At 70.6% G+C, this 23,127-nt stretch carries 19 protein-coding genes and 3 pseudogenes; 8 read left to right on the top strand and 14 right to left on the bottom strand.

Going from position 1 to position 23,127, the window contains the following annotated elements:
- The first annotated feature begins 11 nt into the window (after positions 1 to 11).
- Positions 12 to 1,232 (top strand): annotated as a pseudogene (locus ACH4YP_RS00740) (ATP-binding cassette domain-containing protein).
- A 130-nt stretch (positions 1,233 to 1,362) separates the two neighbouring features.
- Here the strand turns inward: ACH4YP_RS00740 and ACH4YP_RS00745 are convergent.
- From ACH4YP_RS00745 to ACH4YP_RS00760, 4 genes are read right to left on the bottom strand one after another with little or no spacing between them, the layout of a single operon-like run.
- Complete coding sequence (locus tag ACH4YP_RS00745) at positions 1,363 to 1,545, bottom strand: hypothetical protein (RefSeq protein WP_398488715.1); 183 nt, start codon at positions 1,543 to 1,545, stop codon at positions 1,363 to 1,365.
- Positions 1,546 to 1,552: 7 nt separating this feature from the next.
- Entirely contained in the window at positions 1,553 to 2,488 is a 936-nt protein-coding gene (locus ACH4YP_RS00750) for an ABC transporter substrate-binding protein (RefSeq protein ID WP_398488717.1), read from the bottom strand.
- Positions 2,485 to 3,150 (bottom strand): ABC transporter permease, encoded by a 666-nt coding sequence (locus tag ACH4YP_RS00755; protein ID WP_361052725.1) that lies wholly within the window; start codon positions 3,148 to 3,150, stop codon positions 2,485 to 2,487. The genes ACH4YP_RS00750 and ACH4YP_RS00755 overlap by 4 nt, the downstream gene beginning before the upstream one ends.
- Positions 3,147 to 3,827, bottom strand: coding sequence for an ABC transporter permease (locus ACH4YP_RS00760; protein ID WP_398488719.1), 681 nt, complete (start codon positions 3,825 to 3,827; stop codon positions 3,147 to 3,149). The genes ACH4YP_RS00755 and ACH4YP_RS00760 overlap by 4 nt, the downstream gene beginning before the upstream one ends.
- Positions 3,828 to 3,965: 138 nt before the next feature.
- Between ACH4YP_RS00760 and ACH4YP_RS00765 the strand changes: the two genes are divergently transcribed.
- Positions 3,966 to 4,877, top strand: coding sequence for a lytic polysaccharide monooxygenase (locus ACH4YP_RS00765; protein WP_398488721.1), 912 nt, complete (start codon positions 3,966 to 3,968; stop codon positions 4,875 to 4,877).
- Positions 4,878 to 4,938: 61 nt separating this feature from the next.
- Positions 4,939 to 5,865, top strand: coding sequence for a squalene/phytoene synthase family protein (locus tag ACH4YP_RS00770; RefSeq protein WP_398488723.1), 927 nt, complete (start codon positions 4,939 to 4,941; stop codon positions 5,863 to 5,865).
- A 66-nt stretch (positions 5,866 to 5,931) separates the two neighbouring features.
- On the opposite strand, the gene ACH4YP_RS00775 is transcribed toward ACH4YP_RS00770, so the two are convergent.
- The 3 genes and pseudogenes from ACH4YP_RS00775 to ACH4YP_RS00785 form a co-directional block, all read right to left on the bottom strand.
- Complete coding sequence (locus tag ACH4YP_RS00775; RefSeq protein WP_361052439.1) at positions 5,932 to 6,672, bottom strand: hypothetical protein; 741 nt, start codon at positions 6,670 to 6,672, stop codon at positions 5,932 to 5,934.
- Between the two features lie 74 nt (positions 6,673 to 6,746).
- Positions 6,747 to 8,903 carry an ATP-binding protein gene (locus ACH4YP_RS00780; protein ID WP_398488724.1) on the bottom strand — a complete coding sequence of 719 codons (2,157 nt, stop codon included), beginning with the start codon at positions 8,901 to 8,903 and terminating at the stop codon, positions 6,747 to 6,749.
- Positions 8,904 to 9,166: 263 nt separating this feature from the next.
- Positions 9,167 to 9,844, bottom strand: a pseudogene (locus ACH4YP_RS00785) (helix-turn-helix domain-containing protein); the annotation flags it as partial.
- Between ACH4YP_RS00785 and ACH4YP_RS00790 the strand changes: the two are divergent.
- A pseudogene (locus ACH4YP_RS00790) lies at positions 9,832 to 10,074 on the top strand (SDR family oxidoreductase); the annotation flags it as partial. The pseudogenes ACH4YP_RS00785 and ACH4YP_RS00790 sit on opposite strands and share 13 nt — an antisense overlap.
- Before the next feature lie 188 nt (positions 10,075 to 10,262).
- Here ACH4YP_RS00790 and ACH4YP_RS00795 read toward each other — a convergent pair.
- Positions 10,263 to 12,050, bottom strand: a complete 1,788-nt coding sequence (locus ACH4YP_RS00795; protein WP_398488726.1) for an FAD-binding dehydrogenase — start codon at positions 12,048 to 12,050, stop codon at positions 10,263 to 10,265.
- 355 nt (positions 12,051 to 12,405) lie between these two features.
- Between ACH4YP_RS00795 and ACH4YP_RS00800 the strand changes: the two genes are divergently transcribed.
- On the top strand, positions 12,406 to 12,798 hold the full coding sequence (locus ACH4YP_RS00800) for a DUF2255 family protein (protein WP_361052429.1): 393 nt from the start codon (positions 12,406 to 12,408) through the stop codon (positions 12,796 to 12,798).
- 15 nt (positions 12,799 to 12,813) lie between these two features.
- Here the strand turns inward: ACH4YP_RS00800 and ACH4YP_RS00805 are convergent, their stop codons facing one another.
- The 5 genes from ACH4YP_RS00805 to ACH4YP_RS00825 form a co-directional block, all read right to left on the bottom strand.
- Complete coding sequence (locus ACH4YP_RS00805) at positions 12,814 to 13,479, bottom strand: SDR family NAD(P)-dependent oxidoreductase (protein WP_398488728.1); 666 nt, start codon at positions 13,477 to 13,479, stop codon at positions 12,814 to 12,816.
- Positions 13,480 to 13,529: 50 nt separating this feature from the next.
- Positions 13,530 to 14,105 carry an FABP family protein gene (locus ACH4YP_RS00810; protein ID WP_398488730.1) on the bottom strand — a complete coding sequence of 192 codons (576 nt, stop codon included), beginning with the start codon at positions 14,103 to 14,105 and terminating at the stop codon, positions 13,530 to 13,532.
- A gap of 161 nt (positions 14,106 to 14,266) precedes the next feature.
- Entirely contained in the window at positions 14,267 to 15,757 is a 1,491-nt protein-coding gene (locus ACH4YP_RS00815; protein ID WP_398488731.1) for a DUF1996 domain-containing protein, read from the bottom strand.
- A gap of 226 nt (positions 15,758 to 15,983) precedes the next feature.
- Positions 15,984 to 16,808, bottom strand: coding sequence for an LLM class flavin-dependent oxidoreductase (locus ACH4YP_RS00820; RefSeq protein ID WP_398488732.1), 825 nt, complete (start codon positions 16,806 to 16,808; stop codon positions 15,984 to 15,986).
- A complete protein-coding gene (locus ACH4YP_RS00825; protein WP_398488734.1) occupies positions 16,805 to 17,659 on the bottom strand; it encodes an alpha/beta fold hydrolase in 855 nt (284 codons plus the stop codon). Before ACH4YP_RS00825 ends, ACH4YP_RS00820 begins: the two co-directional genes overlap by 4 nt.
- Positions 17,660 to 17,754: 95 nt before the next feature.
- Between ACH4YP_RS00825 and ACH4YP_RS00830 the strand changes: the two genes are divergently transcribed.
- Positions 17,755 to 18,660, top strand: a complete 906-nt coding sequence (locus ACH4YP_RS00830; protein ID WP_398488736.1) for a LysR family transcriptional regulator — start codon at positions 17,755 to 17,757, stop codon at positions 18,658 to 18,660.
- A gap of 192 nt (positions 18,661 to 18,852) precedes the next feature.
- Here the strand turns inward: ACH4YP_RS00830 and ACH4YP_RS00835 are convergent, their stop codons facing one another.
- On the bottom strand, positions 18,853 to 20,457 hold the full coding sequence (locus ACH4YP_RS00835; RefSeq protein WP_398488737.1) for a glycoside hydrolase family 32 protein: 1,605 nt from the start codon (positions 20,455 to 20,457) through the stop codon (positions 18,853 to 18,855).
- Positions 20,458 to 20,705: 248 nt separating this feature from the next.
- On the opposite strand from ACH4YP_RS00835, the gene ACH4YP_RS00840 reads away from it, so the two are divergent.
- Positions 20,706 to 22,115 carry an extracellular solute-binding protein gene (locus tag ACH4YP_RS00840; RefSeq protein ID WP_398488739.1) on the top strand — a complete coding sequence of 470 codons (1,410 nt, stop codon included), beginning with the start codon at positions 20,706 to 20,708 and terminating at the stop codon, positions 22,113 to 22,115.
- Entirely contained in the window at positions 22,112 to 23,122 is a 1,011-nt protein-coding gene (locus ACH4YP_RS00845; RefSeq protein WP_398488741.1) for a carbohydrate ABC transporter permease, read from the top strand. The genes ACH4YP_RS00840 and ACH4YP_RS00845 overlap by 4 nt, the downstream gene beginning before the upstream one ends.
- Positions 23,123 to 23,127: the final 5 nt, after the last annotated feature.

Genomic DNA, 23,127 nt, shown 5'->3' on the forward strand with positions numbered 1-23,127 from the left:
AGCGTGAGGTCATGATCCGGTTCGAACAGGTCACCAAGCGCTACCCGGACGGCACGACGGCCGTGGACGGCCTCTCGTTCGAGGTGTCCGAGGGCGAACTCGTCACGCTCGTGGGCCCGTCCGGCTGCGGCAAGACGACGACCATGATGATGGTGAACCGCCTCATCGAGCCGACGTCCGGCCGGATCCTCGTGGACGGCGAGGACATCGCGGCGGTGGACCCCGTGAAGCTGAGACGCCGGATCGGTTACGTCATCCAGCAGGTGGGCCTCTTCCCGCACCGGACCGTCCTCGACCACACGGCGACCGTGCCGACGCTCGTGGGCTGGAAGAAGGCGAAGGCCCGGGCCCGGGCCCGGGCCGCCGAGCTGCTCGACCTGGTCGGTCTGGACCCGAAGACGTTCGGCTCGCGCTATCCGGACCAGCTGTCGGGCGGTCAGCGCCAGCGTGTCGGCGTGGCGCGGGCGCTGGCCGCCGACCCTCCCCCAGCCTCCGGCCGGGGGGACCCCCAGTGCTGCTGATGGACGAGCCTCCCCCACTGCCCTGAACGGGCGTGGGAGGTGGCCCCAGGCGCGGTCGACCCCGTGGTGCGCGAGCAGTTGCAGGACGAGTTCCTGCGGATGCAGGCCGCCGTGCGCAAGACGGTGCTGCTGGTCACGCACGACATCGAGGAGGCCGTCCGGCTCGGCGACCGCATCGCGGTGTACGGGCAGGGGCGCATCGAGCAGTTCGACACGCCCGGGGCGGTGCTGGGCACCCCGGCGACTCCGTACGTGGCCGAGTTCGTGGGCGCCGACCGGGGTCTGAAGCGGCTGTCGGTCACCGAGATCGAGCCCGACGACCTGGAGCAGCCGCCGGTCGCCCGCCTCGACGAGCCGGCCGAGCGGGCCGCCGCCCGGCTGAACGCGGACGGCTCCCGCTGGGCCGTCGTCCTTGACTCCGACGACGAGCTGCACGGCTGGGTGGGCGTCGACGAGCTGGCCGCGGGCGGCACGGTCGGCGACCTCGCCCACAGGATGAACTCCTGGGTACCGGTGGGCGCCCCGCTGAAGCAGGCCTTCGGCGTGATGCTCCAGCACGACGCGGGGTGGGTCGCCGTGCTGGAGGGCGCGCGGTTCCTCGGCGTACTGACTCCCGCGAAGCTGCACGAGGCGCTACGACGGTCGGTGGACGCGGACGCCCTGGGCGTGCCGCGGGGTCAGGTGGAGTTCGACTCGGTGGCGGACGCCTGACCGGTCCGCGGCGCAGACGTCGGTGATGCGGGCGGGCCGCATGGTGCGGGCCTGCCGGCCGGGTGGGGCCGCTTCCCTCGACCCGTTGGCCGGCGGCGCATCAGCTGGTCGCCGCTCCTGCGCAGCCGTGTCAGGACGCTGAGCACCGCCCCGGACGCTCCCGCTCCAGCACCCGCTGAACCGTGGTGCGCAGCGACTGCCTGGTCTTCTCCTCGGGAAACGACCTGCCGAACTGCACGTACGCGTCCCGCAGTTCGACGGGTGCCCGGCGCGGGAACCCGGGCCACCGCTCCGGTACGGTCACCGACGTCACGGGCCTGTCACTTGAGGAGGCCCTTGTCCTTCAGGTACGTACGCGCCACGTCCTCCGGCAGCCGTCGCCAGTTGTCCACCTGCTCGTTCATGGACGCCAGATCGGCGGTCGTGAGTACGTCGTTGAGCCTGTCCAGTGCCCCGGTCACGCCCTCGCTGCCCGCCCGGGAGCGGTTCACGACCGGCACGATGTAGTCGGCGTTCTGCAGATGCCTGTCGTCCGCGAGCAGTACGAGTCCGAACTCGTCGAGCGTCGCGTCCGTCGTGGTGGTGAGCACCAGCTGGTCCTGGCCGTTCTGCACAGCCCGTTTCGCCTGCGTGGTACCGACGCCCTTCGGGTCCACACCGGTGATGTCGATGCGGTAAGTCTTCTTCAACCCCGGTTCGCAGTAAGGCCGTTGTACGCACTCGTCGCCCGCCGCGAGCCGCACCTCAAGGCCGGACCTGCCGAGGTCGCTCAGGGTCTTGAGATCGTGCTGCCGCGCGTACGCTCCGGCCACCGCGAAGGCGTTCTGGTCGACCGCTCTGCCGGGGTCGAGGACGGTGAGCCCGCGCGGGGCGGCGAGCTTGCGCAGCGCGGTCATCGTGGCCTTCAGGTCGGGCGAGCCGACGGCCGGCGCGTCCGCGCCGTTGGTCTTGGCGTTGAGCCAGTCGGCGAAGGTCGCCGCGTACTCGGCGACGACGTCGATCTGCCCCGACTCCAGGGCGGGTTCGTACAGTTCGCGGTTGGCGACGGTGAGCATCGACGTCTTGTAGCCGGCCTGCTTCAACAGCAGCGCGTACATGGTGGCGAGTAGATCGCTCTCGGTGAAGCCGGCCGAACCGATGGTCAGCTGCTTGCTGTCGCCGGGCGGCGCGGTGACCTCGCCCTGGGTCTCCAGGGAGGGGCCGGAGGCGCAGCCGGTCAGCAGGAGCAGGCCCGCGAGTGCGGCACGCCGCCTCATCGTGGGCCCCTCTTGGGTGCCAGTCGCTCGGCGGCCTCGAAGACCCCTTCGACGAGCAGCGCGAAGACGGCCACGAGGACGGCTCCGGCGACGACCTGGGGCGTACTCGCGAGGTTGAACCCGGCCGTGATGATGCGTCCGAGTCCGCCGCCGCCCGCGAGCGCGGCGATCGTGGCGGTGGCGACGAGTTGCACGGCCGCGATGCGCACCCCGTTGAGGATCATCGGCATGGCGAGGGGCACCTCGACCCGCCACAGCATCTGGCGCCCGGTCATGCCCATCCCGCGCGAGGCCCGCACGACGTCACGGTCGACCTCGCGCATCCCGACGTACGCGTTGGTGAGCAGCGGCGGCACGGCGAACAGTACGAGCGCGACGACCGTCGGGCCCTCGCCCCACTTGCCGATGGGGGTGAGGAGCAGCAGGACGAGGACGGCGAAGGTGGGGATCGCGCGGCCGACGTTCGAGATGTTGACGGCGAGCGCGCCGCCCTTGCCGAGGTGGCCGAGGACGAGGGCGACCGGCAGCGCGATCAGACAGCTGATGACGAGGCAGACCACGGTCAGCACGAGGTGCTGGGTGAGCCGGTGCCACACGCCGGCGTCGCCCGCCCAGTTCGCGGAGTCGGTGAGCCAGTCCCAGGCGTCGGCCAGTGTGTTCACGCCCTGGCCGCCCGGGTCCATGGAGTGATCAGCCACTGCACTCCGAGCAGCAGCAGATCGGCGACGACGGCGATGACGACGCACAGCACGGACGCGGTGAGGACCTGCGCCTTGAAGAAGGTGTTCATGCCCGAGTAGATGAGGTTGCCGAGCCCTCCGAAGCCGACGATCGCGCCGACCGTGGCCAGCGACACCGCCGAGACGGTCGCGATCCGCAGCCCGGCCATGGCGGCGGGCAGGGCGAGCGGCAGCTCCACGGTGAGCAGCAGACGGATGGGCCCGTATCCCATGCCGCGGGCCGCCTGCCGGGTCTCCTCGGGCACGGCACGCAGTCCGGCCAGGATGTTCCGTACGAGCAGGGTCAGCGAGTAGAGGACGAGACCGGCGACGACGAGGGCCGCCGACAGCCCGTAGACCGGCAGGAGCAGCGAGAACATGGCGAGCGACGGGATCGTGTAGAGGACCGTCGTCACGGCGAGCACCGGGCCCGCCGCCCAGCCCCAGCGGCGGGCCAGCACGGCCAGCGGCACGGCGAGGGCCAGCCCGATGAGGACGGAGAACGCCGTCAGCTGGAGGTGCTGGCCGACCGCGTCGAGGAGGATGTCGCGGCGGGTGCTGAGGTATTCACCGCAGATCCACTCGTTGCGCGCGAGGCAGTCGTCCGGGGGCGCGGTCACGGGTCCATTCCAGCCGGGCGGGCACCGGGTGGCGCGTATTGATCGCCCGTACGGGGGGCGTTGAACGGGCTTCGCGTGATCCCCGTACTTCAGGGGCAGCGGGCCCGACCCGTCTGCCGTGCTAGGAGGACCCGACCCATGACCGCACACCGCACCGCCGCCCTCCTCGGGACGGCCCCGCTCCTGCTCGCGGTGTGGGCCGCCGGGCCCGCCGCCGCGCACGGTGCGCCGACGGACCCCGTGAGCCGGGTGGTGGCCTGCTCCCCCGGAGCGCAGCAGTCGCAGTCGGCGGCGTGCCGGGCGGCCGCCTCCTCAGGCATCGCGGCCTTCGACAATCTGCGTCTCGCGGGCGTCAACGGCCGGGACCGCCAGGTCGTCCCCGACGGCAAGCTGTGCAGTGGGGGCATCGCCGCCTACCGGGGTCTGGACCTGGCCCGCGCCGACTGGCCGTCGACCAGGCTGACCGGCGGGGCGAACATGACGCTCACCTACCGGTCGACGATTCCGCACACGGGCTCGTTCAAGCTGTTCCTGACCAAGGAGGGTTACGACCCGACGAAGCCCCTCACCTGGTCCGACCTGCCGTCGCAGCCCTTCGCCACGGCGAAGGACCCGGCGCTCGTGAACGGCGCCTACCGGATCAAGGCCAAGCTGCCCTCCGACCGCACCGGACGCCACCTGCTCTACACGATCTGGCAGAACACGAGCACGCCGGACACGTACTACTCGTGCTCGGACGTGGTCTTCCCCGCCGCGAAGGAGAGTGCCGGGGAGGGCGGGGCCGGCGGGGCGGCGTCGAAGAAGCCCGCGGCAACACCGACGAAGGCCGCCCCCAGCAAGGCCGCGGTCACTCCCACGCCGTCGAAGTCCCCGGCCGACGCCGCCCCCGTGCAACCGTCGGTCACCGTCACCGACGCGGACGGCCAGGCGGTCTCCTCGCCCGACTCCGACGACGACAGCCAGGCCCTGGCGCTGCCTCTCGTCGCGGGCGGCGCGGCCGGCCTGCTGATCACGGCGGGCGCGGCGTTCACCCTGCGCCGCCGCCGGTGAGCGGCCCGAAATCCGTGACTGATAGCCTGCGCGTTCTTTAGTTATAAAAAGGAACTATCGCGTGGGAGCGTACGTGCGGACCTGGCGGAGTTGTCTGGAATCGGCCGGAGCGCACCAGGGCGCTCTGCGTGACGACTACATGAAGGTCGCGCGGTTCATGCAGCGGCGGGAGCCGGCCGGCTATCTGGCGGTGCGGCTGCTGGTGCCCTCCTCCCATCAGCCCCATGTGCTGGCCGGGTACGCGTTCGCGGCGTTCACCGACGACGTCTGCGACCGGGGGACGGTCCAGGAACGTACGCGGCACTATGACGCGTGGGCCGAGCAGGTGCGTACGGCGCTGAGTACGGGAAGCGCCTCGCATCCCCTGCTGCGGGCGTTCCTGCACACCGCGGCGGAGCGTGAACTGCCGCGCCGCTGGGTCGACTCGTATCTGGAGGGTGCGCGGATCGACCTCGACTTCTCCGGGTTCGAGACCGAGGCCGACTACCAGCGGTATGTGGAGCAGCTCACCTGGCCGTTCCTGATGATCACCTCGGGGCTGGCCCATCTCGGGGGCGGGAGCGCCGAGTTCGCGGCTTCCTGCCGGCTGTTCGCCGACGCGGCCCAGCGCACGGACATCCTCACCGACCTGTCGGAGGACCTGCGCGGCGGGCGGCTGTATCTGCCCCTCAGCGATCTCGAACGGCACGGCATCACGCGCGCCGACCTGGAGAAGGGGCGCGACCTGCCCGGCGTCCGCGCGCTGGTCGCGGCCACCGTCGAGGCGGCGCGCGCCACGCTCCACGAGGCCACCGTGCTCCTGGAGCACTGCGCCGAGGAGCACCGGCGGCTGATGCGTTTCATCCTGGACCTGCACCACCAGCGACTGGCGTCGGTGACGGCCCGCGGCGCTTCAGTGGCCCGTCGTCCGGTACGGGACCGTCCGGTGGCGTGTCTTCGGCTGCTGGCCGGGCGTCCGGCCCGACGGCCGGTCCGCGCCGCTGGATGAGGCGGCCGAGGTGAGCGGGCACGGAGTACCAAGTGGCCGGCGGGCGCGTTGCCGTTCCCGCCGGGCTCAGCCGCTGATACCCGTGTACGTGGTCCTGCCCCACTGGACGGTGCTGGTGACCGACAGCCCGTACGGCGTCAGGCGTTCGCCCAGCCGGACCATGCGCGCCTGAAGGGCCCGCCGGCTCATCGGGGCCCGGGCCGTACCCAGCAGCAGACACAGGTCGTGGCAGCACCACGGGCGTACGGACGTCAGCAGGACGTCGAGGAGTATCCCCTGGGACAACTGCCGTGGCCGCGTGACCTGTTGCGGCAGGGCGCGCACGTGGCGGCGCCGGGACGGGGCGGACGCGCCGAGCCAGCGGCGTTCGGCGGTCAGCCGTCCGGCGAGTTCGGGCGGCGGCATGTCACGGGGAAGCACGTTGACGGCTCCCGCCCGCAGCAGCTCGACGGAGTCGATGTGGCCGGGCGTCAGCACGACGACCGAGGAGAGGGCGCTGAGCACATGCACGCGCTGCGCGAGGTCGTCCGTCACCGCGCCTTCCGGGACGTCCAGCAGACTCAGCGAATCCGGTTCCAGCAGCAGCGACCGGTAAACGGCTCCGGAGCCCCACGGGTGGAAGAGAGCAGGCAGAACCTGGTGGCTGCGCAGGGTGCGCAACAGCCTGGCCGTCCCCTCACGTCGTAAGGAGACGACGACGTCGACCGGAAAGGCGGACAGCCGACCGGTCGACGCGGAGTCGGCGGACGTGTGGTCGAGTTCCCCTGTCGACGGTGAAGAGGCCGAGTACGGCTGTCGGTTGGGCACGGCCGGGAATTCTCGGCGGCCCTGAGTCACGGCAACAGGCGTATTCATGGTCGATGACTGCTCATTACTGTCCATCAACCCGGGCCCGGCCCGTCGAGCGGCTGCCCGTCCCACCGGTCCGGCGTCAGGTCGCGGCCGGCGGACATCATCGGTTCTCCGCTCAGTTCATGACTCCACAGCACATCGCTGACGCGCTTCACCGCGGCCGTCAGATGCCGGCGATAGGTGCTGAAGGACATCCCGAGGCGTCTGGCCACCGCCTCCTGGGTGGGCGCGGCCCTGCTGTACGTGGTCGTGACGACGCGGTATCGCTTCTCCCCGCCGCGCTCGGCCGGCACGGTGTCGATGGCGCGCAGCAGGACGTCGTGGAGGCTCTGGCCGTGCGCCGCGACGAGGCGGCTGCGGCTGAGGGGGTTGGCCGCGAGCTCGTTGGGCCACCACAGCGCGCGCAGGGCGTCCCGTACCGCGCTGTCGAACCGGGACCGGGACAGCACGACGTAGTCCGCCCCTTCCCGCGGAGTTCCGCCCGAGGGCGAGGGCGCCGACTCACCGGCGGCGGCGGCATGGGTACCGGGGCCGACATCGATGCCGGCGCCGGCCAGCAGGGCCTTGTTCTTCTCCACCATCCAGGCCAGGGCCGGCCGGGTACGCCAGTCGTGCGCGAACAGGCGGTAACCATGGTCGCCGACCACGGGTCTCGCGTCGGTCGGCAGCATGTCGCTGCGTCGGAGATAGTCGTTCCAGAACCCGTCGTCGCGCATCACGACGAAGGACCACGCGAGATCGTCGGACCGGATGATCTCCCCGATCACACGCCACTGGATCAGGTTCATGGCGGCCGAAGGCCGCTGGTACGCCTGCGGGTTCACATGAAACCGCGCGACGGCCACACGCTCCCCCGCCCGCAACGGCTCGGCCGTACGCACATGGGCCCAGGCGGCGGCCACCACCGGATCGACGTCCTCCCCCTCCGGCCCGGCGAGTTGCAGCCAAGCGGAGAAGGCAACGATGTCATCGGTACCGGTCGACCGGTAGACGACGAACGCCTCGGGCTGCCGGTCCAGCCAGAACCGGGCGAGCGCGGCGGACTCGGGGCCCTCCGTCTCGTGGACCAGTTCCACCACGCGTCTCTCGTCGGCGGGCGTGCACGGGAGTTCCCGCACCAGGCCGTGGGAGTGCCACTCGAAGGCCTGCGCGAGATGGCCGATGGTGCGGTGCAGGTACACCAGCGCCTGCATCGCCTGGAGCATCTGCGCGGCGGACGCCTCCCGGACACGGCCGAGCAGATACTCGTACATCCGTCGGCGCAGGGCGGCGAATCCGTCCGGATCGCGCCAGCGCAGGTCGGCTGCCAGTACCTCGCGCACCACGTCGTGCGGGAAGAGCCCGGCCGCGGTGGACTCGATGAAGGGCTGGGTGCGCAGCCAGGCGAACAGTTCGGGGGCGCGCTCACCCATCATCGCCCGCAGCAGGGCCTCGGAGGTGACGTCGGCCTGGGCGCAGACCTCCAGCGCCGTGCGGTGTGCGGGGCTCGGCGGATCGCCCACGAGTCGCGGCAGCAGCGTCGCGATCACGTCCCGGCCGGGTGACCAGTCGGCCGCCCGGGCCGTACCGTCCGCGTCCTGCCGCACGACGACCGCCGCGGCCAGGGACAGGGCCAGGGGATTGCCGCCGGTGAAGGACAGCAGTGCGTGGTGCGCCCCGTCCGGGACGCCGCGTACCCGCAGGAAGGTGGCGGCGTCGCCCCGGGCCAGGTTCCGCAGCGGTACGACGTCCATCAGGTCGGCCCATCCCGGGTCGGCGACCCAGCGCGGATCGGGGGCCGAGCGTGCGGCGACCACCGCGACCGTGCCCAGCGGCAGCCGCGGCAGGAAGTGCTCCCACAACCAGTGCTCCAGGCCCTGGCAGTGCTCGAAGGCATCGACCAGAAGCACCGATCCGGGCTCGCCGATCGCCTTTCCCGCGGCCTGCTCGAAGTCGTCGGGCGTCGCCGGAACCGTACGGCCGTCGATCTCGACCACCAGCCGTCCCGCCTCCCGCGCCTCGAGCGCGAACCGCCTCAGCAGTGTGGACTTGCCGATGCCACCGGGCCCGTGCAGATAGAGCACCGGCGAACCGTGGGGGTCCCCCGCGAGCGCGGACCGGAACATCGCCCGTTCGGCCGCCCGCCCGACGAACGCCCGGTCCCGCGCCGCGACCACGAGGTCGCCTAACGAGCCGCCGTCCTCCATACCCCTGAGCCCCTCATGAACCGAACCGAATCTTTCATGACCGATCACATTACGTCGTTCGGCTCAAGGCAGTTGAAAGGTGGGGGCGCGCGTCGCCGCGACTTTGGTTCACGGCGGGAGGCCGGCTGTTCGGCCGCTGAACGTGCTCCGCCGCCAGGGCCACGTCGAGGACCTCAGGGTCCGACCACGGACGAGCGGCGAACGGCCTGGTGGTCGGCCGGCCCGCCTCCCCGGAATCGCGGAGCACGGCCGGCAGTGCCAGGTCATCCGCTCCCCCGGGCAGGGCATGTCGAGTCCTGGGCCGTGCGCTCGCGTTCCGTCATGTCCTGGGTGCCGATGACGGACAGGAGCCGCGGTTGCTCGGCGGCCCGGCTGCCGGACGGCGCCGTGAACCGGAGGAGGCGCTGACGGCCGTCCTCGCTGAAGAGACTGAGGCATTCGAGCTCGATGACGCCCAGGTTCGGGTGGACGATGCGTTTGTGGTCGTTCCTGCGCAGACCCACGTCATGGGTGTCCCACAACGCGGTGAACTCCGTGCTGCGTCGGCGTAGTTCGCGGATCATCCGGGCCACCTCGGCGTCGCGCCCGCGTCGGGCGGCGACCACTTGCAGATCCGCCACGACCGCCGCCTCGTTCTGGACGAGCGTCTCGTGGAGGTTGGTGATGACCTGCGCGGGCGTGCCGGCGAGCTGGTCGAGAAGGCGGAGGAGCACCGGCTGGACATGGGCGGCCGGGCCGTGCGCGGCCGGGGCCCGTCGGTCCGCGAGGTGGTAGAGGTGGCCGCGCTCGTCGCCGGCCGGCCGCAGCGCGCGGGCGAGAGCGGCCAGGGTCTGCTCCGAGGGCTGGGCGCCGCGCCCCTGTTCCAGTTCGGTGCAGTAGTCCACCGACAGGCCTGCCAGTTGGGCGACCTCCTCCCGGCGCAGCCCCGGTACGCGCCCGCGAACTCAGCGGCCGGGACGTAACGGTGAACGCCGTTGCCCCCGACCCCACGGCGACCGATCTGTTCCTCGACGGCAAGGACGAGGAGACCATCGCCCGGCTGGCCGCGCAGCCTCCGCTGGAACGCCTCGGCACCCCTGCCGACATCGCCGAGGCCGCCGCGTTCCTCGCCTCTCCGGCCGGTCACTGGATCAACGGACAGGTCGTCCGGGCGAACGGCGGCATCGTCTGACGGCCGCCCCACCGGCACCACCGGTAACAGCCACCACCCGTCAGCCCCGCCACCCTCGTGCTGGTCGAGGAGGTGACCGAGGGCAGGTGGGGAATCGGCGGCGAGGTACTGACGCTCGCGAAGCTTCAGGCGCCGGCGCGGGGCTGAACTCCGCGCCGGCACCACATCACACCGCGTCGACATGAGTCTCAGGACCCGGTGGCCGCTGCCGCGGCCCGTCCCGCCGTGCGGCCGGAGAACAGGCAGCCGCCGAGGAACGTGCCCTCCAGGGAGCGGTATCCGTGGACGCCGCCTCCGCCGAATCCCGACACCTCACCGGCCGCGTACAGACCGAGTACGGCTTCTCCGGCCGCGTTCAGGACGCGGCCGGAGAGGTCGGTCTGGAGGCCGCCGAGGGTCTTGCGGGTGAGGATGTTGAGGCGTACTGCGATCAGGGGCCCGGCACTGCTGTCCATGATCTTGTGGGCGGCGGCCGTGCGGCTGAGGGTGTCCCCGGGGTAGGAGAGGGCGTTGCGGATGCCCATGACCTGGGCGTCCTTGGAGTAGGGGTTGTCCATCTCCCGGTCGCGCGCGTCGATCTGCCGCTTGAGGTCGTTCAGCTCGATCAGGCCGTCGCCGGTCAACTTGTTCATGCCGCGGACGAGTTCGGACAGGGTCGTGGCGACGACGAAGTCCACGCCGTTCTTCTTGAACTTCTCGATCGGCTCCGGGGTCTGCCAGATCCGGGAGAGCAGCATCCAGATGTTCTTCTCGGTGAGGTCCGGGTTCTGCTCGGAGCCGGAGAGCGCGAACTCCTTGGCGATGATCTTCTGGGTGGTCACGAACCAGGAGTAGTCGTACCCGGTGTCAGTGATGGACTTGAGCGTGTGGAGGGTGTCGTAGCCCGGCATGTCGGGTGCGCTGAAGCGTTTGCCGGTGGCGTCGAACCACATGGACGACGGGCCCGGCAGGATGCGGATGCCGTGGCCCGGCCAGATCGGGTCGTAGTTCCTCAAGCCCTCGGTGTAGTGCCACATGCGGTCCGGGTTGACGATCCGGCCGCCCGCCTTCTCGGTGATCGCGAGCATGCGGCCGTCCACGTGGGCGGGCACGCCGGTGATCATGGTCTTGGGCGGGGTGCCGAGCCGGGCCGGCCAGTTCTGGCGTACGAGATCGTGGTTGGCGCCGATGCCGCCGGAGGTGACGATCACGACCGGGGCGCGCAGCTCGAACTCGCCGACGACCGTGCGGGAGCTGGGCTTGCCGCGGGCGGCGCCGCTCGGCTCCAGGATCGCGCCGCGCACGCCCGTGACGGCACCGCCCGTGGTCACGAGCCCGTCCACGCGGTGCCGGAACTTGAAGGTCACCTTGTTGCCCTCGACCGCGGCGCGCACTTTCTTCTCGAACGGCTCGACCACCGCCGGTCCCGTGCCCCAGGTGACGTGGAAGCGGGGCACGGAGTTGCCGTGTCCGTCCGCGAGACCGCCGCCCCGCTCGGCCCAGCCGACGATCGGGAACCACTGCACCCCGAGGCCGGCGAGCCAGGAGCGCTTCTCACCGGAGGCGAAGTCGACGTACGCCTCGGCCCACTTGTAGGCCCAGTGGTCCTGGCCCTTGGGATCGGTGATGCCTCGGTCGAAGCCGGCCGTGCCCAGCCAGTCCTGCCAGGCCAGCTCCTGGGTGTCCTTGATGCCCATGAGTCTCTGCTCGTCGGAGTTGACGAGGAACAGACCGCCGAAGGACCAGAACGCCTGTCCGCCGAGGTTCGTCTCCGGTTCCTGGTCCAGGAGCAGTACCTTGCGGCCCGCCGCGGCCAGTTCCGCCGTGGCGACCAGCCCGGCGAGCCCGCCGCCGACGACGATCGCGTCCGCGTCCGACGCCGAGGCGGCGAAGGCGGATCCGGCCGACTGGGCCAGGGCGGCGCCGGCGAGCGTGCCGCCCGCCACCGTCAGGGCACGGCGGCGCGTGATGGCAGCCGTGGCTGCTGAATTCTCCATGGGGGTGCCTTCCGGAGGAGGTGCGGAGGGGGCGGGAGACGCCAAGGATGCCGCTGCGACGGCAAGGTGTTACCGACGGTAGCCCAAGTGATCGCACGCCGCCAGAGTGGTGCACCGCGAACTCCCCCTGGAACCCGGGACGTTGGCCGCACCCGACCGTCTCCCTCCGCCCCCGGACGTCCGCCCGGCTCGATGACCAGGGCGAACAGCGTCTCGCCCGCAGGATCACCCTCGCCATCGCGACGCCCGCCGGCACGCCGTCAGCCCATTGAGCGCCGTGCTGTTGCCGGTGCCGATCGCGGCGGTGAGTCTGGTTCGGAGGCCGGCACACCGGTAGCGACAAGGAGACCCGTCGATGACGACTTGGCCCAATGACGAACTCGCCCGGATCGAGCGCGCCGAGGAACTGCGCGTCGTCTCCCTGCGGCGCGACGGATCGCCGGGCAGCTGGCGGACCATCTGGGTCGTCCGCGTCGGCGACGACATCTGCGTACGGTCCGTCAACGGGCCGACGGCCGCCTGGTACCGGGGCACCCGTGTCCGTCTGCAGGGCCGCATCCAGGCCGGTGGCGTGGACAAGGACGTGACCTTCGTCGACGCCGACCCCGCCCTCAACGACGAGGTCGACGCGGCCTACCGCGCCAAGTACGGCCACTACGCCGCGAACATCATCAAGGCCATCACCGGCCCCGAGGCGAACTCCACCACGATGCGGCTCGTCCCCCGCCCGGCGGAGTCCGCCGCCTAGGCCACCTACCGGCCGTCAGGAGTCGAGGTCGTCGGCGTAGTGCCGGAACCCGTGCCGCTCCTGGTGGATCCCCCACAGGGTGTCCGCGAGCACGGCCGGGTCCTTCCTGTGGTGTCCGGCGATGATCGCGCCGGGGACGATCAGCTGCGCGACATGGATGCCCTCGCCGCCGAGCGCGTCGTGCAGCAGATGGCCGTACGCGCTCTCCGCGGCGAAGGCGATGGACGTACCGGCACGGTCGGGGTGGGGGACGACCGCGGTGCCGCCGTTGACGAAGAGGACGGTGCCGCGGCCCAGGGCGCGCATTCCGGGGAGCACCTGCTGTACGGCGACGACGGGCCCGTAGACGGAGAACTCGACCGGGCCGGTGAGGTCGACGTGGGTCGTCTCCAGGACCGGCAGCATGAAGTCCCGTTGCGGGACCGGGCTGTACTGCAGGACCTCGACCGGCCCCAGAGTCGCGTTCGCCGCGTCGAGGGCGGCCACGAGGGCCTTCGGGTCCCGTACGTCGGCGGCGAAGCCCCGGGCCGTGACGCCCTCGCGGCCCAGTTCGGCGGCGAGGGCGTTCGTCCGCTCGTGGTCGCGGGCGATGAGCGCGACGTCGAAGCCCTCGCGCCCGAAGCGCCGGGCGACGGCCGCTCCCAGTCCGGGTCCGGCTCCGATGATGGCGATGCTGGTCATGGTCCTCCTCGGTCTCCGGGGTCGGTTCGGCGTGGGGGCGTCACTCCTGCTCAACGCCCTGTGAACCGCCGGCCGGAGCCGTCGTCGACCTTGCGGTGCAGCAGCGCCGAGAGATGGTGCTGCAGGGGCTGACCCATCGCCTCCAGGTCGTGGTCGAACGTGAGCGTGTCGTCGTCGGCCAGCGTGTAGCGGCGGCGGGTGGCGCCGACCTTCTTGGCGGTGGGGGCGAGAGCCACCTCGTGGGTGGAGAGGTCGACCGTCCTGTCGGCCGCACGGCCGACCATGATCTCGGCGATGCCGGTGGGCTGGGTGATCAGCGCCTCCACCCGGCCGTCGGGCTGCAGCCGCCACCAGCCGCTCTCCCGGGCCGACGGACGCAGCGGAGCGTCCTCGGCGTCGAGCAGCCAGGCCCTCGCCTCGTAACGCAGGAAGGGGCGGCCGTCATGACTGAAGGTCACCTCCTGCGCGTACGCGAAGTCCCCGGTGAGCGTCGGGTACTCGCCCTTGCCCCGGCCGTACCAGGAACCCAGGAGACCGAGGACGGGTTCGAGCAGCGCGTGCGGCGTCGGCGCCTCGTCCGGCTGGTGGCCGTCGGGATACGGGTGCTCAGGTGCGGGGTCGAACACGGTGTGCGCTCCTGGGGTCGGTGCCGGTGCCGACCGGAAGCCTAGGCGGTCGGCCCACTCGGCGCCCTGAAAGCGCCGAGGTGGGCGCGAACGCGGCGGGGTGGGCGCCGTTCGCACGACGCCCACCCCTGATTACCGCTGACTGGACCCGCTGTTCGAACTCAGCTGCACTTGCGTCCGGAGTTGATGCACTGAACCATCTGGTTCTGCACCTTCTTGTCGAACACATTGATGAAGTCGCCGTGGTCCGTGATCGGCTTGTGCGCCTGCTCGGGGAACCCGTCCAGGGAGAAGAACGGCCGGGTCTTCCCGTTGTCCTTCAGGCTGGGCGCGTCCACGTCGTACACCAGACGCTGGACCAGCTGCGGAATGGCCTTGAAGCCGCTCGGGCAGTTGCCCTGGGCGTCCGCGAAGGCCACGTGCGTACGGTGGTTGGCGCTGTCGATGTTGGTGCCGTCCCAGCAGCTCTGGAACTTGAAGGTGCGCACCACGTCCCGGCCCGACGGGCAGAGGGGGTACTTGTCCTTCAGCTGCACCTTGTTCTCGAAGCCCGTGCAGCTCCAGGAGGCGTTGGCGTTGGCAGGGCCGTTCGTGAACGCCTTGGCGTCACCGGTGATGATGCGCAGGAGCTGGGGCATCGCCACGACCTTGCCGCGCGGGCTGCCCACGAAGTCCAGCGTGGCCTGCTTGGCCGTCAGGATGCGGCCGGTGTTGCCCTCGGCCCCACCGCCCAGCCGGTCGGCGTCGAACTCCTTGGTGCCGTCCTGGAGGCGCAGCACCGGCCAGTAGTAGGACGACTTGTCGCCCTTGTTCTTGCAGCTGGTGTTGGCCTTGAGGAAGTCCTGGTCGCTGGTGAAGGCGTCGTTGTCCTGGCTGCCGACGTAGTCGTGCACGTGGTGGGCGCCGTTGGTGACACCGGGCGCGACGATGACGTTGTCGCTGTTGTACAGCTTGTTGGCGTTCACCCCGCACTTGGTGACGAAGGTGCCCTTGGACGCCTTCGACGACTTGCGCGGTGCGCTCACGTTGGGCTTGACCTTGGTGATGTCCACGAAGTCGGCGGCGACGGGCCCGTTGCCCGCGGCGGGCTGGCCGGCGGCCGGCTGCCCCGAAGCGGGCGCGCCCGAAGCCGGCTTGCCGGAGGCGGGCTGACCCGAAGGCTGACCGGCGGCGGGCTGGTTGCCGGTGGAGCGCAACGTACAGGCCGCCAGCGCCTCAAGACCCTGCGGCTTGGTGCCCACACGGCCGATGGCGATGACGATCCGGTCGATCGTCGCCTTCCGCTTGTCCTTCAGCGGGTTCACGATCGCGTTCTGCGCGAAGTTGGCGTCCTGCTGGATCGCCTGCTGGGAGGTGGAGAGCCGTTGGTAGGCCTCGGACACCTGCTTGTCGAGCAGGGCGAGTTCCCTGTCGACCTGGGTTCGGGCCTTGTCGGGCACCGCCTTCAACTGCTGGCCGACGTCGGGGCAGTCGATCGTGGAGGACGCGGCCGCCAACGCCTGGTTCTGGGGCGTGCCCTTCGCTGCGCCGGTTTCGTCGGCAGAGGCGTAGATGTTGGCTGCGACGAGTCCGCCGGCCCCCATGGCCAGTGCCGCCGCAGCGCCCACCACCCGAACGGTGGTCTTCGACTTCTTCCGCGTGTTGCGTCTCATCAGGCCTCTCTGAACATCCTCGGAACCGAACCGGCGGGACTTCCGGTGTGGGCGAAGCTCTCCTTGGATACGGATGTGGTCGCAGGATGTTCACTGAATTCTCAGATTCATAGTTTCCTCCACCCGCAATCCGGGCATAGGAGCCGGACTCGGGCACCAGAACGGTCACTTACTCCGCGAGGAGTCCACGACCTTCACGCGTTCACCGCCCATCCCGTCGCCCCCTTCAGGTCGCTGGGCGTGTCGCTGGGCCGTCGCGGAGTACGCCACGCACGGTGTCGAGCCGTACTCCCGGGTCGAACTCCGGCAGCCACCATGTCGCGCCGGCCTTCACGTACGGCTGGGGATCGACACCGGGCGGCAGACTGACGGCGATGTCGTACGAGGCCATCTCGCCATGGCGCAGTTCGGTGAGGGTGGCGACGACCTCGGCGAGCTGGTCCGGGTGATCGAGGTTGACCGGGAAGAAGCCGTCGAGCCGGGCGGCCCGGCGGATCGGCTTGGCGTTGCCCGGGAATCCGGCGGCCCACACCGGCACGCCGGGCCGCTGAACCGGGCGCGGCAGGAACGTGACGTCGTCGACGGTGTAGTGCTCGCCGCGGTGGCGCACCGGCTCGCCGGACCAGGCGGCGGCCAGGATCGTCAGTGACTCGTCGAGCATCTGCCCGCGCCGCCGGTCGTCGAGTTGCTCGCCGGTCCTGGACAGTTCGCCGGCGAACCGGTCGCTGCCGAGGCCGACGCCGAGGATGAGGCGGCCGTCGCTGAGCCGGTCCAGGGTCGCGGTCTCCCGCGCGACCTTCGCCGGCCGCCGACGGGCGAGCGGGGACACCATCGGGCCGAGCCGCAGCCGCTCGGTCGCGGTCGCTACGGCCGTCAGCGCGATCCACGGGTCGGCGACCTGGCGGACCGGTGCCCGCCAGCACAGCTGATCCCATACGAAGCAGCCGTCCCACCCGGCTTCCTCCGCGTCGGCGGCGAGGCGCGCGGCCTCCCGCGGGTCGGCGAGGTCGTCGAAGAGCGGCAGCCAGAGTGCCGACCGCAGCCGGTTCACGGGCGGGCTCCTTCCGTGTGCCGCACCAGGGCCGACACGAAGTCGTCCCACACCGGCCTCGGCAGGTCGTGTCCGGCCCCCTTGAGGACCAGCAGTTCCGCGCCGGGGACCGCGTCGCGCAGCGCCTCGCCGTGCGGCAGCGGCAGGAACGGGTCGTGGTCGCCGTGGACCACGAGCGTCGGCGCCGCGATGTCGCCGAAACCGCCTCGGACCGGTCCATCGGGCTCGACGGCGTAGTGGTTGGCGAGAGTCGACGCGTAGTTCCTGGCGCGCGCCACGTCGCGTTCGGCCAACGCCCGGATCGCGGCCTCGTCGAAGTACGGCGAGCCACCGGCGAACGCCCTCGCACCGGCGACCACGTACTCGACGACCGCGGTCGCGTCGGCGTAATCCGGCTCGGCCGGCATGGCCAGGTCGCTCGACGGCGGCGGCAGGTCGTCGGCCCCGGTCGAGGTCGAGACGAACGTCAGCGACGCGACCCGGTCGGGATGGTCCACCCCGAGGATGAGCCCGCTCCCGCCGAACATCGACTGGCAGACCAGATGTGCGCACTCGATGCCCAAGGCGTCCTGGATGCCGAGCACATCCAGGGTCAGGTCGTTGAACGAGTACGCCGGCTGTCCGGGCGGGTAGCAGGTCGACCGGCCGGTGTCCCGATGGTCGTACCGGACCACGAACCGGCCACGGTCGGCGATCCGCTCGCACAGTTCGGCGTCCCACCACAGCATCGAGGCGGACGCCCCGGCGACCAGGACGACGGCCGGGGCCGCGCGGTCGCCGAAGGTCTCGACGCACAGCTCGACGCCGTTGATCTTGAATAGTTGCTCGCCGTGAGATCGATGTGAGGTCATGTCCGGAACGCTAGGCCCGCGACTACATCGTGAAAAGCGATGATTTCCGATTGATTCAATCGCTCCAAACAATCACCCCCACTATCGTGGAGCCCGTGACCGACGTCGAACTGCGCCATCTGACGGCCTTGGCCGCCATCGCCGAGGAGGGCTCGTTCGGCCGGGCCGCCGTCCGCCTCGGGTACACCCAGTCAACGGTGAGCCAGCAGATCGCCGCGCTGGAGAGAGCCGTCGGCGGTGCGGTGTTCGACCGGCCGGGCGGCCCCAAGCCGGTGCGGCTCACCCCGCTCGGCTCCGTGGTCCTGGACCAGGGTCGCCAACTGCTGGCGAAGGCGGAGGCATTGGCTCACGCCGTGGACCGGTTCAAGGCGGGAGACGGCCGGATCGACATCGGCACGTTCCAGAGCGTGTCGAACGTGATCCTGCCGTCGGTCGTACGCCGGCTGCGGGACGAGCACCCCGGCTGCGACATCAGGCTGTCCGAGGAGGAACCGGAGCAGCCGCAGATCGGTGACCTCGACCTGCTGTTCTACGACGGCCGCATCGACGTCGACGTCGAGCACCACAAGCTGCTCGACGATCCGTATCTGCTGGTGGCAGGCGCCGGCACCTTCCCCGAAGGCCCGGTCCCGCTGGAACTGCTCGACGGCGTACCGATGGTGGCCTGGCCGCTGACCTGCGACCAGCCTGCGATGGAACAGGCGGTCGCCCGGAGCGGCGCCCGTCCACAGGTCGTGTTCCGCAGCGCGGTCAACGACACCCTGTTGTCGATGGTGCGAGCCGGCCTGGGGTCGGCGGTACTGCCCTGGCTCGCCATCCGCGGCGCCGACGTCCCGTCCGACGACAGACTCCGCGTCCACGAGCTACGGCCGCCCCTGCCGCCACGGGAGATCTACCTGCACTGGCGGGCCGGACGCACCCACTCACCACTCGCGGGCCGGGCCATCGAGATCGCCGTCGAAGTCGCGACCGAACTCGCCCCGCCGCCGACCAACAGCTGATGCATGGCGGTGCGAGGCGCCCGCCCAGTACTCAGGGACGGGCGGGCAAGTCGCCGTAGGCGGATCATGTCGGCGTCGCGGGCCCTGGCACGCGCCGTCCTCTAACTCGCCTCGGTACGGAGAGCCCTGGCTTGCCGGTCGTCGGCAGCCTCTCGGCACGCCCAGGCCACCTCCCCGTCGGATCCCGTCCGATCAGACCGTGAACTCCCGGATCACCACGTTCCGGAACACCGCCTGCCCGTCGATCGTGAACAACGCCAGTGCCGTGTCGGACGGGTCGGGGAAGGCCTCGGTCGAGTGCGCGTACCGGCCGTCGCCGACGAACATCTCGACGGACGTGCGGTCGACGAGGATCCGCAGGCGGACCGTGCCGGCGGACAGGTCGAACGGCGTCCGACTCTCCTGCCAGCGGCCGGAGTTGTCGGGGCTCACTGTGTAACCGCGGTTGACGAAGGCGTAGTCGCCGTAGACCCCCGCGTCGATGTGCCGCCCACCGTCCGACGACCGCCGCAACTGGAGGCCGGCACCGAGCAGTTGGTCCCAGGTGATCTCACAGGTCAGCTCGTACGCGGTACCCGTGTAGTCGAGCGTTCGTGTGCCGTCGACCGTGATGTCGCCGAGGTCCACCGTGCGCGACACATGGTCGTCCAGGGCCGCCACCGGCTGGCACGCCAGGTAGTACGCACCGGAGGCGTGCTTCAGCCGTACCTCTCGGACGATCGAGTCGGTGCCGTTGAAGCCGTCGCACTCGACGGTGGGCGTGGTGTTCGCGTAGTCCCAGTGGTTCAGCCAGCCGATCGCGTACCGCACGTCCGGGTCCAGGACCCCGCTCGCGTCACGTCTGTCGAAGGTGACCGCCGCGTACCAGTCCCAGCCGTGGTCCAGCCACTGGGGATCGGACGCGTCGGCGGTGAAGGTCGTACCGTCGAAGGAACCCGTCCAGTACGCGAACGTGCTCGGCAGCCCGGCGCCCTTGCCGTTGGCGCTGACGCCCAGCACCCACTTCCAGGTCCCGTCGTCCGCCCTGATCCGGAACAGGTCGGGGCACTCCAGGACGCCGATGCCGCCCTTGATGAAGCCGCCGACGTACGTCCACGCCTTGAGGTCGGCGGAGTGGTAGAACCCGACCTTGTCGTTCTCGGCGAGGAGCATCACCCACCGCCCGTGCTCCTCGTCGCGGATCACCTTGGGGTCGCGGAAGTCCCGTACACCGGGGTTGGGGAGGACCGGGGCGGTGCCGTGGTTGGTGAAGGTGCGGCCGTCGTCCGTCGAGTAGTACAGGTACTGGGCCTGGGTGACGTCGTCGGGCGCCATGGTGGCGATGACGATCACCGCGCCCACGCCGAAGCCCGCCGTGTCGTCCGTGTCGACCACCGCCGAGCCGGACCAGACGTCGCCGTTGGGTGTGGTGTCCTTCGGCACGGCGATGCCCCGGTCGGTGAAGGAGACGAGGTCGGTGCTGGTGGCCAGGCGCCAGGCGGTGCCGGCCGTCGTGCCGCCCGTCGAGTAGTCGGGGTTGTAGAGGTAGTAGTAGTGGTACTCGCCGTCGATCCAGACCGGGCGCTGCGGGTCGTTCATCCACTGGTCGGGGACCGTGAAGTGGTACTCGGCGCGGTAGCTGCCCGAGCATGCGGCCGTCGCCGTCGCCTCGCGGGGCACCGCCACCGCCGGCCCCACGAGGTCCGGCAGCAGAACACCGGCGGCGCCGACGGCCGAGACCGTCAGCAGCGACCGCCTGGACAGTGTCTCCCCCGTCTTCCCCGGCGTCTCCCCCGGGCCGAGCGAACTCCTCTTCATGCCACGCATCGTGCGGCTCCCTTCCCCGACGTCGTCGTCGGGAGGCGACTCATGTGGACCAGTTCACGTGAACCAGCTCATGTGGACCGGAACCGTATACCTAACTCGTTAAAGGTCAAGCCCTCGCGCACCGGCCGTGCCCAACCTCCCAGCCGCACTTCCCATCCGCGCACGTCCCTTGACAGACCTGCGGCGGGGTTCTCATCATCGTGGAATCACACCTGGACTAACACGAGTTAGGCTCGCCGATGACCGACTCGCTCCTCTCCCGACGGGCCCTGATGCGCTACGGCGCGTACGGCGCCGGAGCCGCCGCTCTCGCCGGTGTCGCGGCAGGCTGGGACCGCCTCACCGCCGCCGACATCCCCGGCCGCGACGACGGCTCGCTCGTCATCGCCACCCTGGGCTCCGCCTTCAACCCCGAGGCGCAGCGCGCCCTGCGCGACGGATTCCGCGAGGTCCACCCCGACATCAGGATCCGCATCAACCCCGTACAGGCCTACGACTGGTCGGACTTCTTCTCCAAGATCCTCACCCAGATCGCCGCGGGCACGGCACCCGACCTCGTGTACGTCGCCACCGAGGGCGTGCAGCTCTTCGCCCAGCGGCTCGGCGTACCGCTGGACCGGTGGGCGAAGCGGGACGCGGCCGAGCTGCGCACGTACTTCGCCGACGTCCATCCCTCGCTGGTCGAGTCGATGATGTACGAGGGGAGCCTCCACCAACTGCCGGTCGAGTTCAACGCGGCCGACATGTACCTCAACAACCGGGTCCTCGAACGCGCGGGTGCCGACCTCCCCGCCGACGACTGGACCCACGACGACTTCACCACGCTGCTGCGAGCGATGAGACGCGGCAACGGCGACCGGTTCACCCCGTACTTCTGGACGAACCGGCTGTGGGGCGGAGTGGTCCCCTGGCTCTTCGCCAACGACACCAACCTCCTCACCGAGTCCAAGGCCCCCGGCGGCGACTGGCTCTGGAACTCCTTCTATCCCGAGGCACAGCGGCGAGGCCGGGGCGGCGGCTACCGGTGGACGACACCCCTGGCCGACTCCGACCGCGTCGCGGAGGTCTACGACTACCTCGCCTCCCTCGTCCAGGAGGACCTGTGCACCCGGCCGGAGGGCGGCGACGGCCGCAACCTCGTCGGCGTCTTCTCCACCGGCCGCGTCGGTGTCACGCCCGCGGGCGGCTTCTGGGCGGGCGGCCTGCATGAGGCGGGCATGAAACCGGCCGACTACGACGTGCGGTACTTCCCGCGTTGGCGTACCCGGCGGCACCAGTTCGGCGCCGCCGGGTACGCGATGCTGCGAACGTCGAAGATGCGGGACGAGGCCTGGGAGTTCATCAAGTACACCGCCCGCAAGGACGTGATGACCCAGCTCTTCGCGGCCAACCAGACCACTCCGGCCCGCCGCTCCATGGTCGACGAGGCCCGCTACCGGGAGACAGGACCGGCCCACTGGCAGGTCTTCTACGACACCCTCGACAAGATCCCCACCACCGGCCCGATCCCGGCCCCGCCGCAGGTCAACGAGATCGAGCAACTGCTGATCAAGCACACCGGAACCGCCCTCGCGAGCCCCGGCGCGGTGCGTCCCGCGCTGCGCCGGCTGCAGGGGGACCTGGAGAAGGCCATGGAGCGTGAAGTGTGACGAACACCGAGACCAGGCCCGTGGGGCCGGAGCCCGCCCGCACCCGCAAGAGCCGCGGGAACCGCCGGAATCGCGGGACCGGTCGGACCCGTAAGGCATCCGAGTCCACGTCCACGGCCACCACCACCATCCGCAGCCGGGGCACCCGCCTCCTCGCCGTACTGTTCCTCGCGCCCACCGTCGTCGGCATCGTCGTCTTCACGGTCGTACCGATCGTCGGCTCGGTCGTCCTCAGCTTCTTCCAGTGGGATGTGATCGACGACCCGCGGTGGGCCGGAGCGGCCAACTACCGGGAGATCCTGACCGATTCGACGGTCCTCGTCTCCTTCCGCAACACGCTCGTCTTCATGGTGCTCGCGGTCGCACTCCAGTTGCTGATCGCGCTCGTGCTGGCGATCGCGGTGAACGGCCGGATGCCCAAGTGGCTGCGGTCCGTGTTCCGTTCGGCGTTCTTCTTCCCGCTGGTGCTGTCCGCCGCGTCCATCTCGGTGGTGATGAAGTACCTGTTCAACCAGGACTTCGGCCCCGTGAACTGGCTGCTCGGCACGGTCGGTATCCCCTCGGTCCCCTGGCTGACCTCGGAGAACGGGGCGATGGCGGCCGTGGTATTGGCGTACGTCTGGCAGCAGTTCGGCTTCTCCTTCCTGCTGTTCGTCGGCGGCCTGAACAACATCCCGAAAGAGGTGCACGAGGCGGCTTCGCTGGACGGCGCGAGCGGGGTGCGCAAACACCTCGCCATCACCCTGCCGCTGCTGTCGCCCACGCTCCTTGTGGCGTCCGTGGTCGGCATCATCAACGCCCTCCAGGTCTTCGAGCAGCCGTATGTCCTCACGGCGGGCGGTCCCGGCGACTCGACGCGCACGGTCGTGATGGTCATCTACGAGACGGCCTTCGAGCAGCTCCGCTTCGGCGAGGCGTCCGCCGTGGGCGTCCTGCTCTTCGCCCTGATCATGGCGGTCACCGCACTCCAGTTCCGGCTCAGCCGGCGTTACGTCCACTACCAGTGAGCCGG

It is taken from the genome of Streptomyces sp. NPDC020747, from assembly GCF_044334695.1.
Lineage (GTDB): Bacteria > Actinomycetota > Actinomycetes > Streptomycetales > Streptomycetaceae > Streptomyces.

Bases quoted from the DNA above. Each gene is read 5' to 3' on its own strand.
- ACH4YP_RS00815 (WP_398488731.1), bottom strand. From the start codon at position 15,757: ATGAGACGCAACACGCGGAAGAAGTCGAAGACCACCGTTCGGGTGGTG.
- ACH4YP_RS00750 (WP_398488717.1), bottom strand. From the start codon at position 2,488: ATGAGGCGGCGTGCCGCACTCGCGGGCCTGCTCCTGCTGACCGGCTGC.
- ACH4YP_RS00840 (WP_398488739.1), top strand. From the start codon at position 20,706: ATGACCGACTCGCTCCTCTCCCGACGGGCCCTGATGCGCTACGGCGCG.
- ACH4YP_RS00825 (WP_398488734.1), bottom strand. From the start codon at position 17,659: ATGACCTCACATCGATCTCACGGCGAGCAACTATTCAAGATCAACGGC.
- ACH4YP_RS00805 (WP_398488728.1), bottom strand. From the start codon at position 13,479: ATGACCAGCATCGCCATCATCGGAGCCGGACCCGGACTGGGAGCGGCC.
- ACH4YP_RS00835 (WP_398488737.1), bottom strand. From the start codon at position 20,457: ATGAAGAGGAGTTCGCTCGGCCCGGGGGAGACGCCGGGGAAGACGGGG.
- ACH4YP_RS00795 (WP_398488726.1), bottom strand. From the start codon at position 12,050: ATGGAGAATTCAGCAGCCACGGCTGCCATCACGCGCCGCCGTGCCCTG.
- ACH4YP_RS00765 (WP_398488721.1), top strand. From the start codon at position 3,966: ATGACCGCACACCGCACCGCCGCCCTCCTCGGGACGGCCCCGCTCCTG.
- ACH4YP_RS00780 (WP_398488724.1), bottom strand. From the start codon at position 8,903: ATGGAGGACGGCGGCTCGTTAGGCGACCTCGTGGTCGCGGCGCGGGAC.
- ACH4YP_RS00800 (WP_361052429.1), top strand. From the start codon at position 12,406: ATGACGACTTGGCCCAATGACGAACTCGCCCGGATCGAGCGCGCCGAG.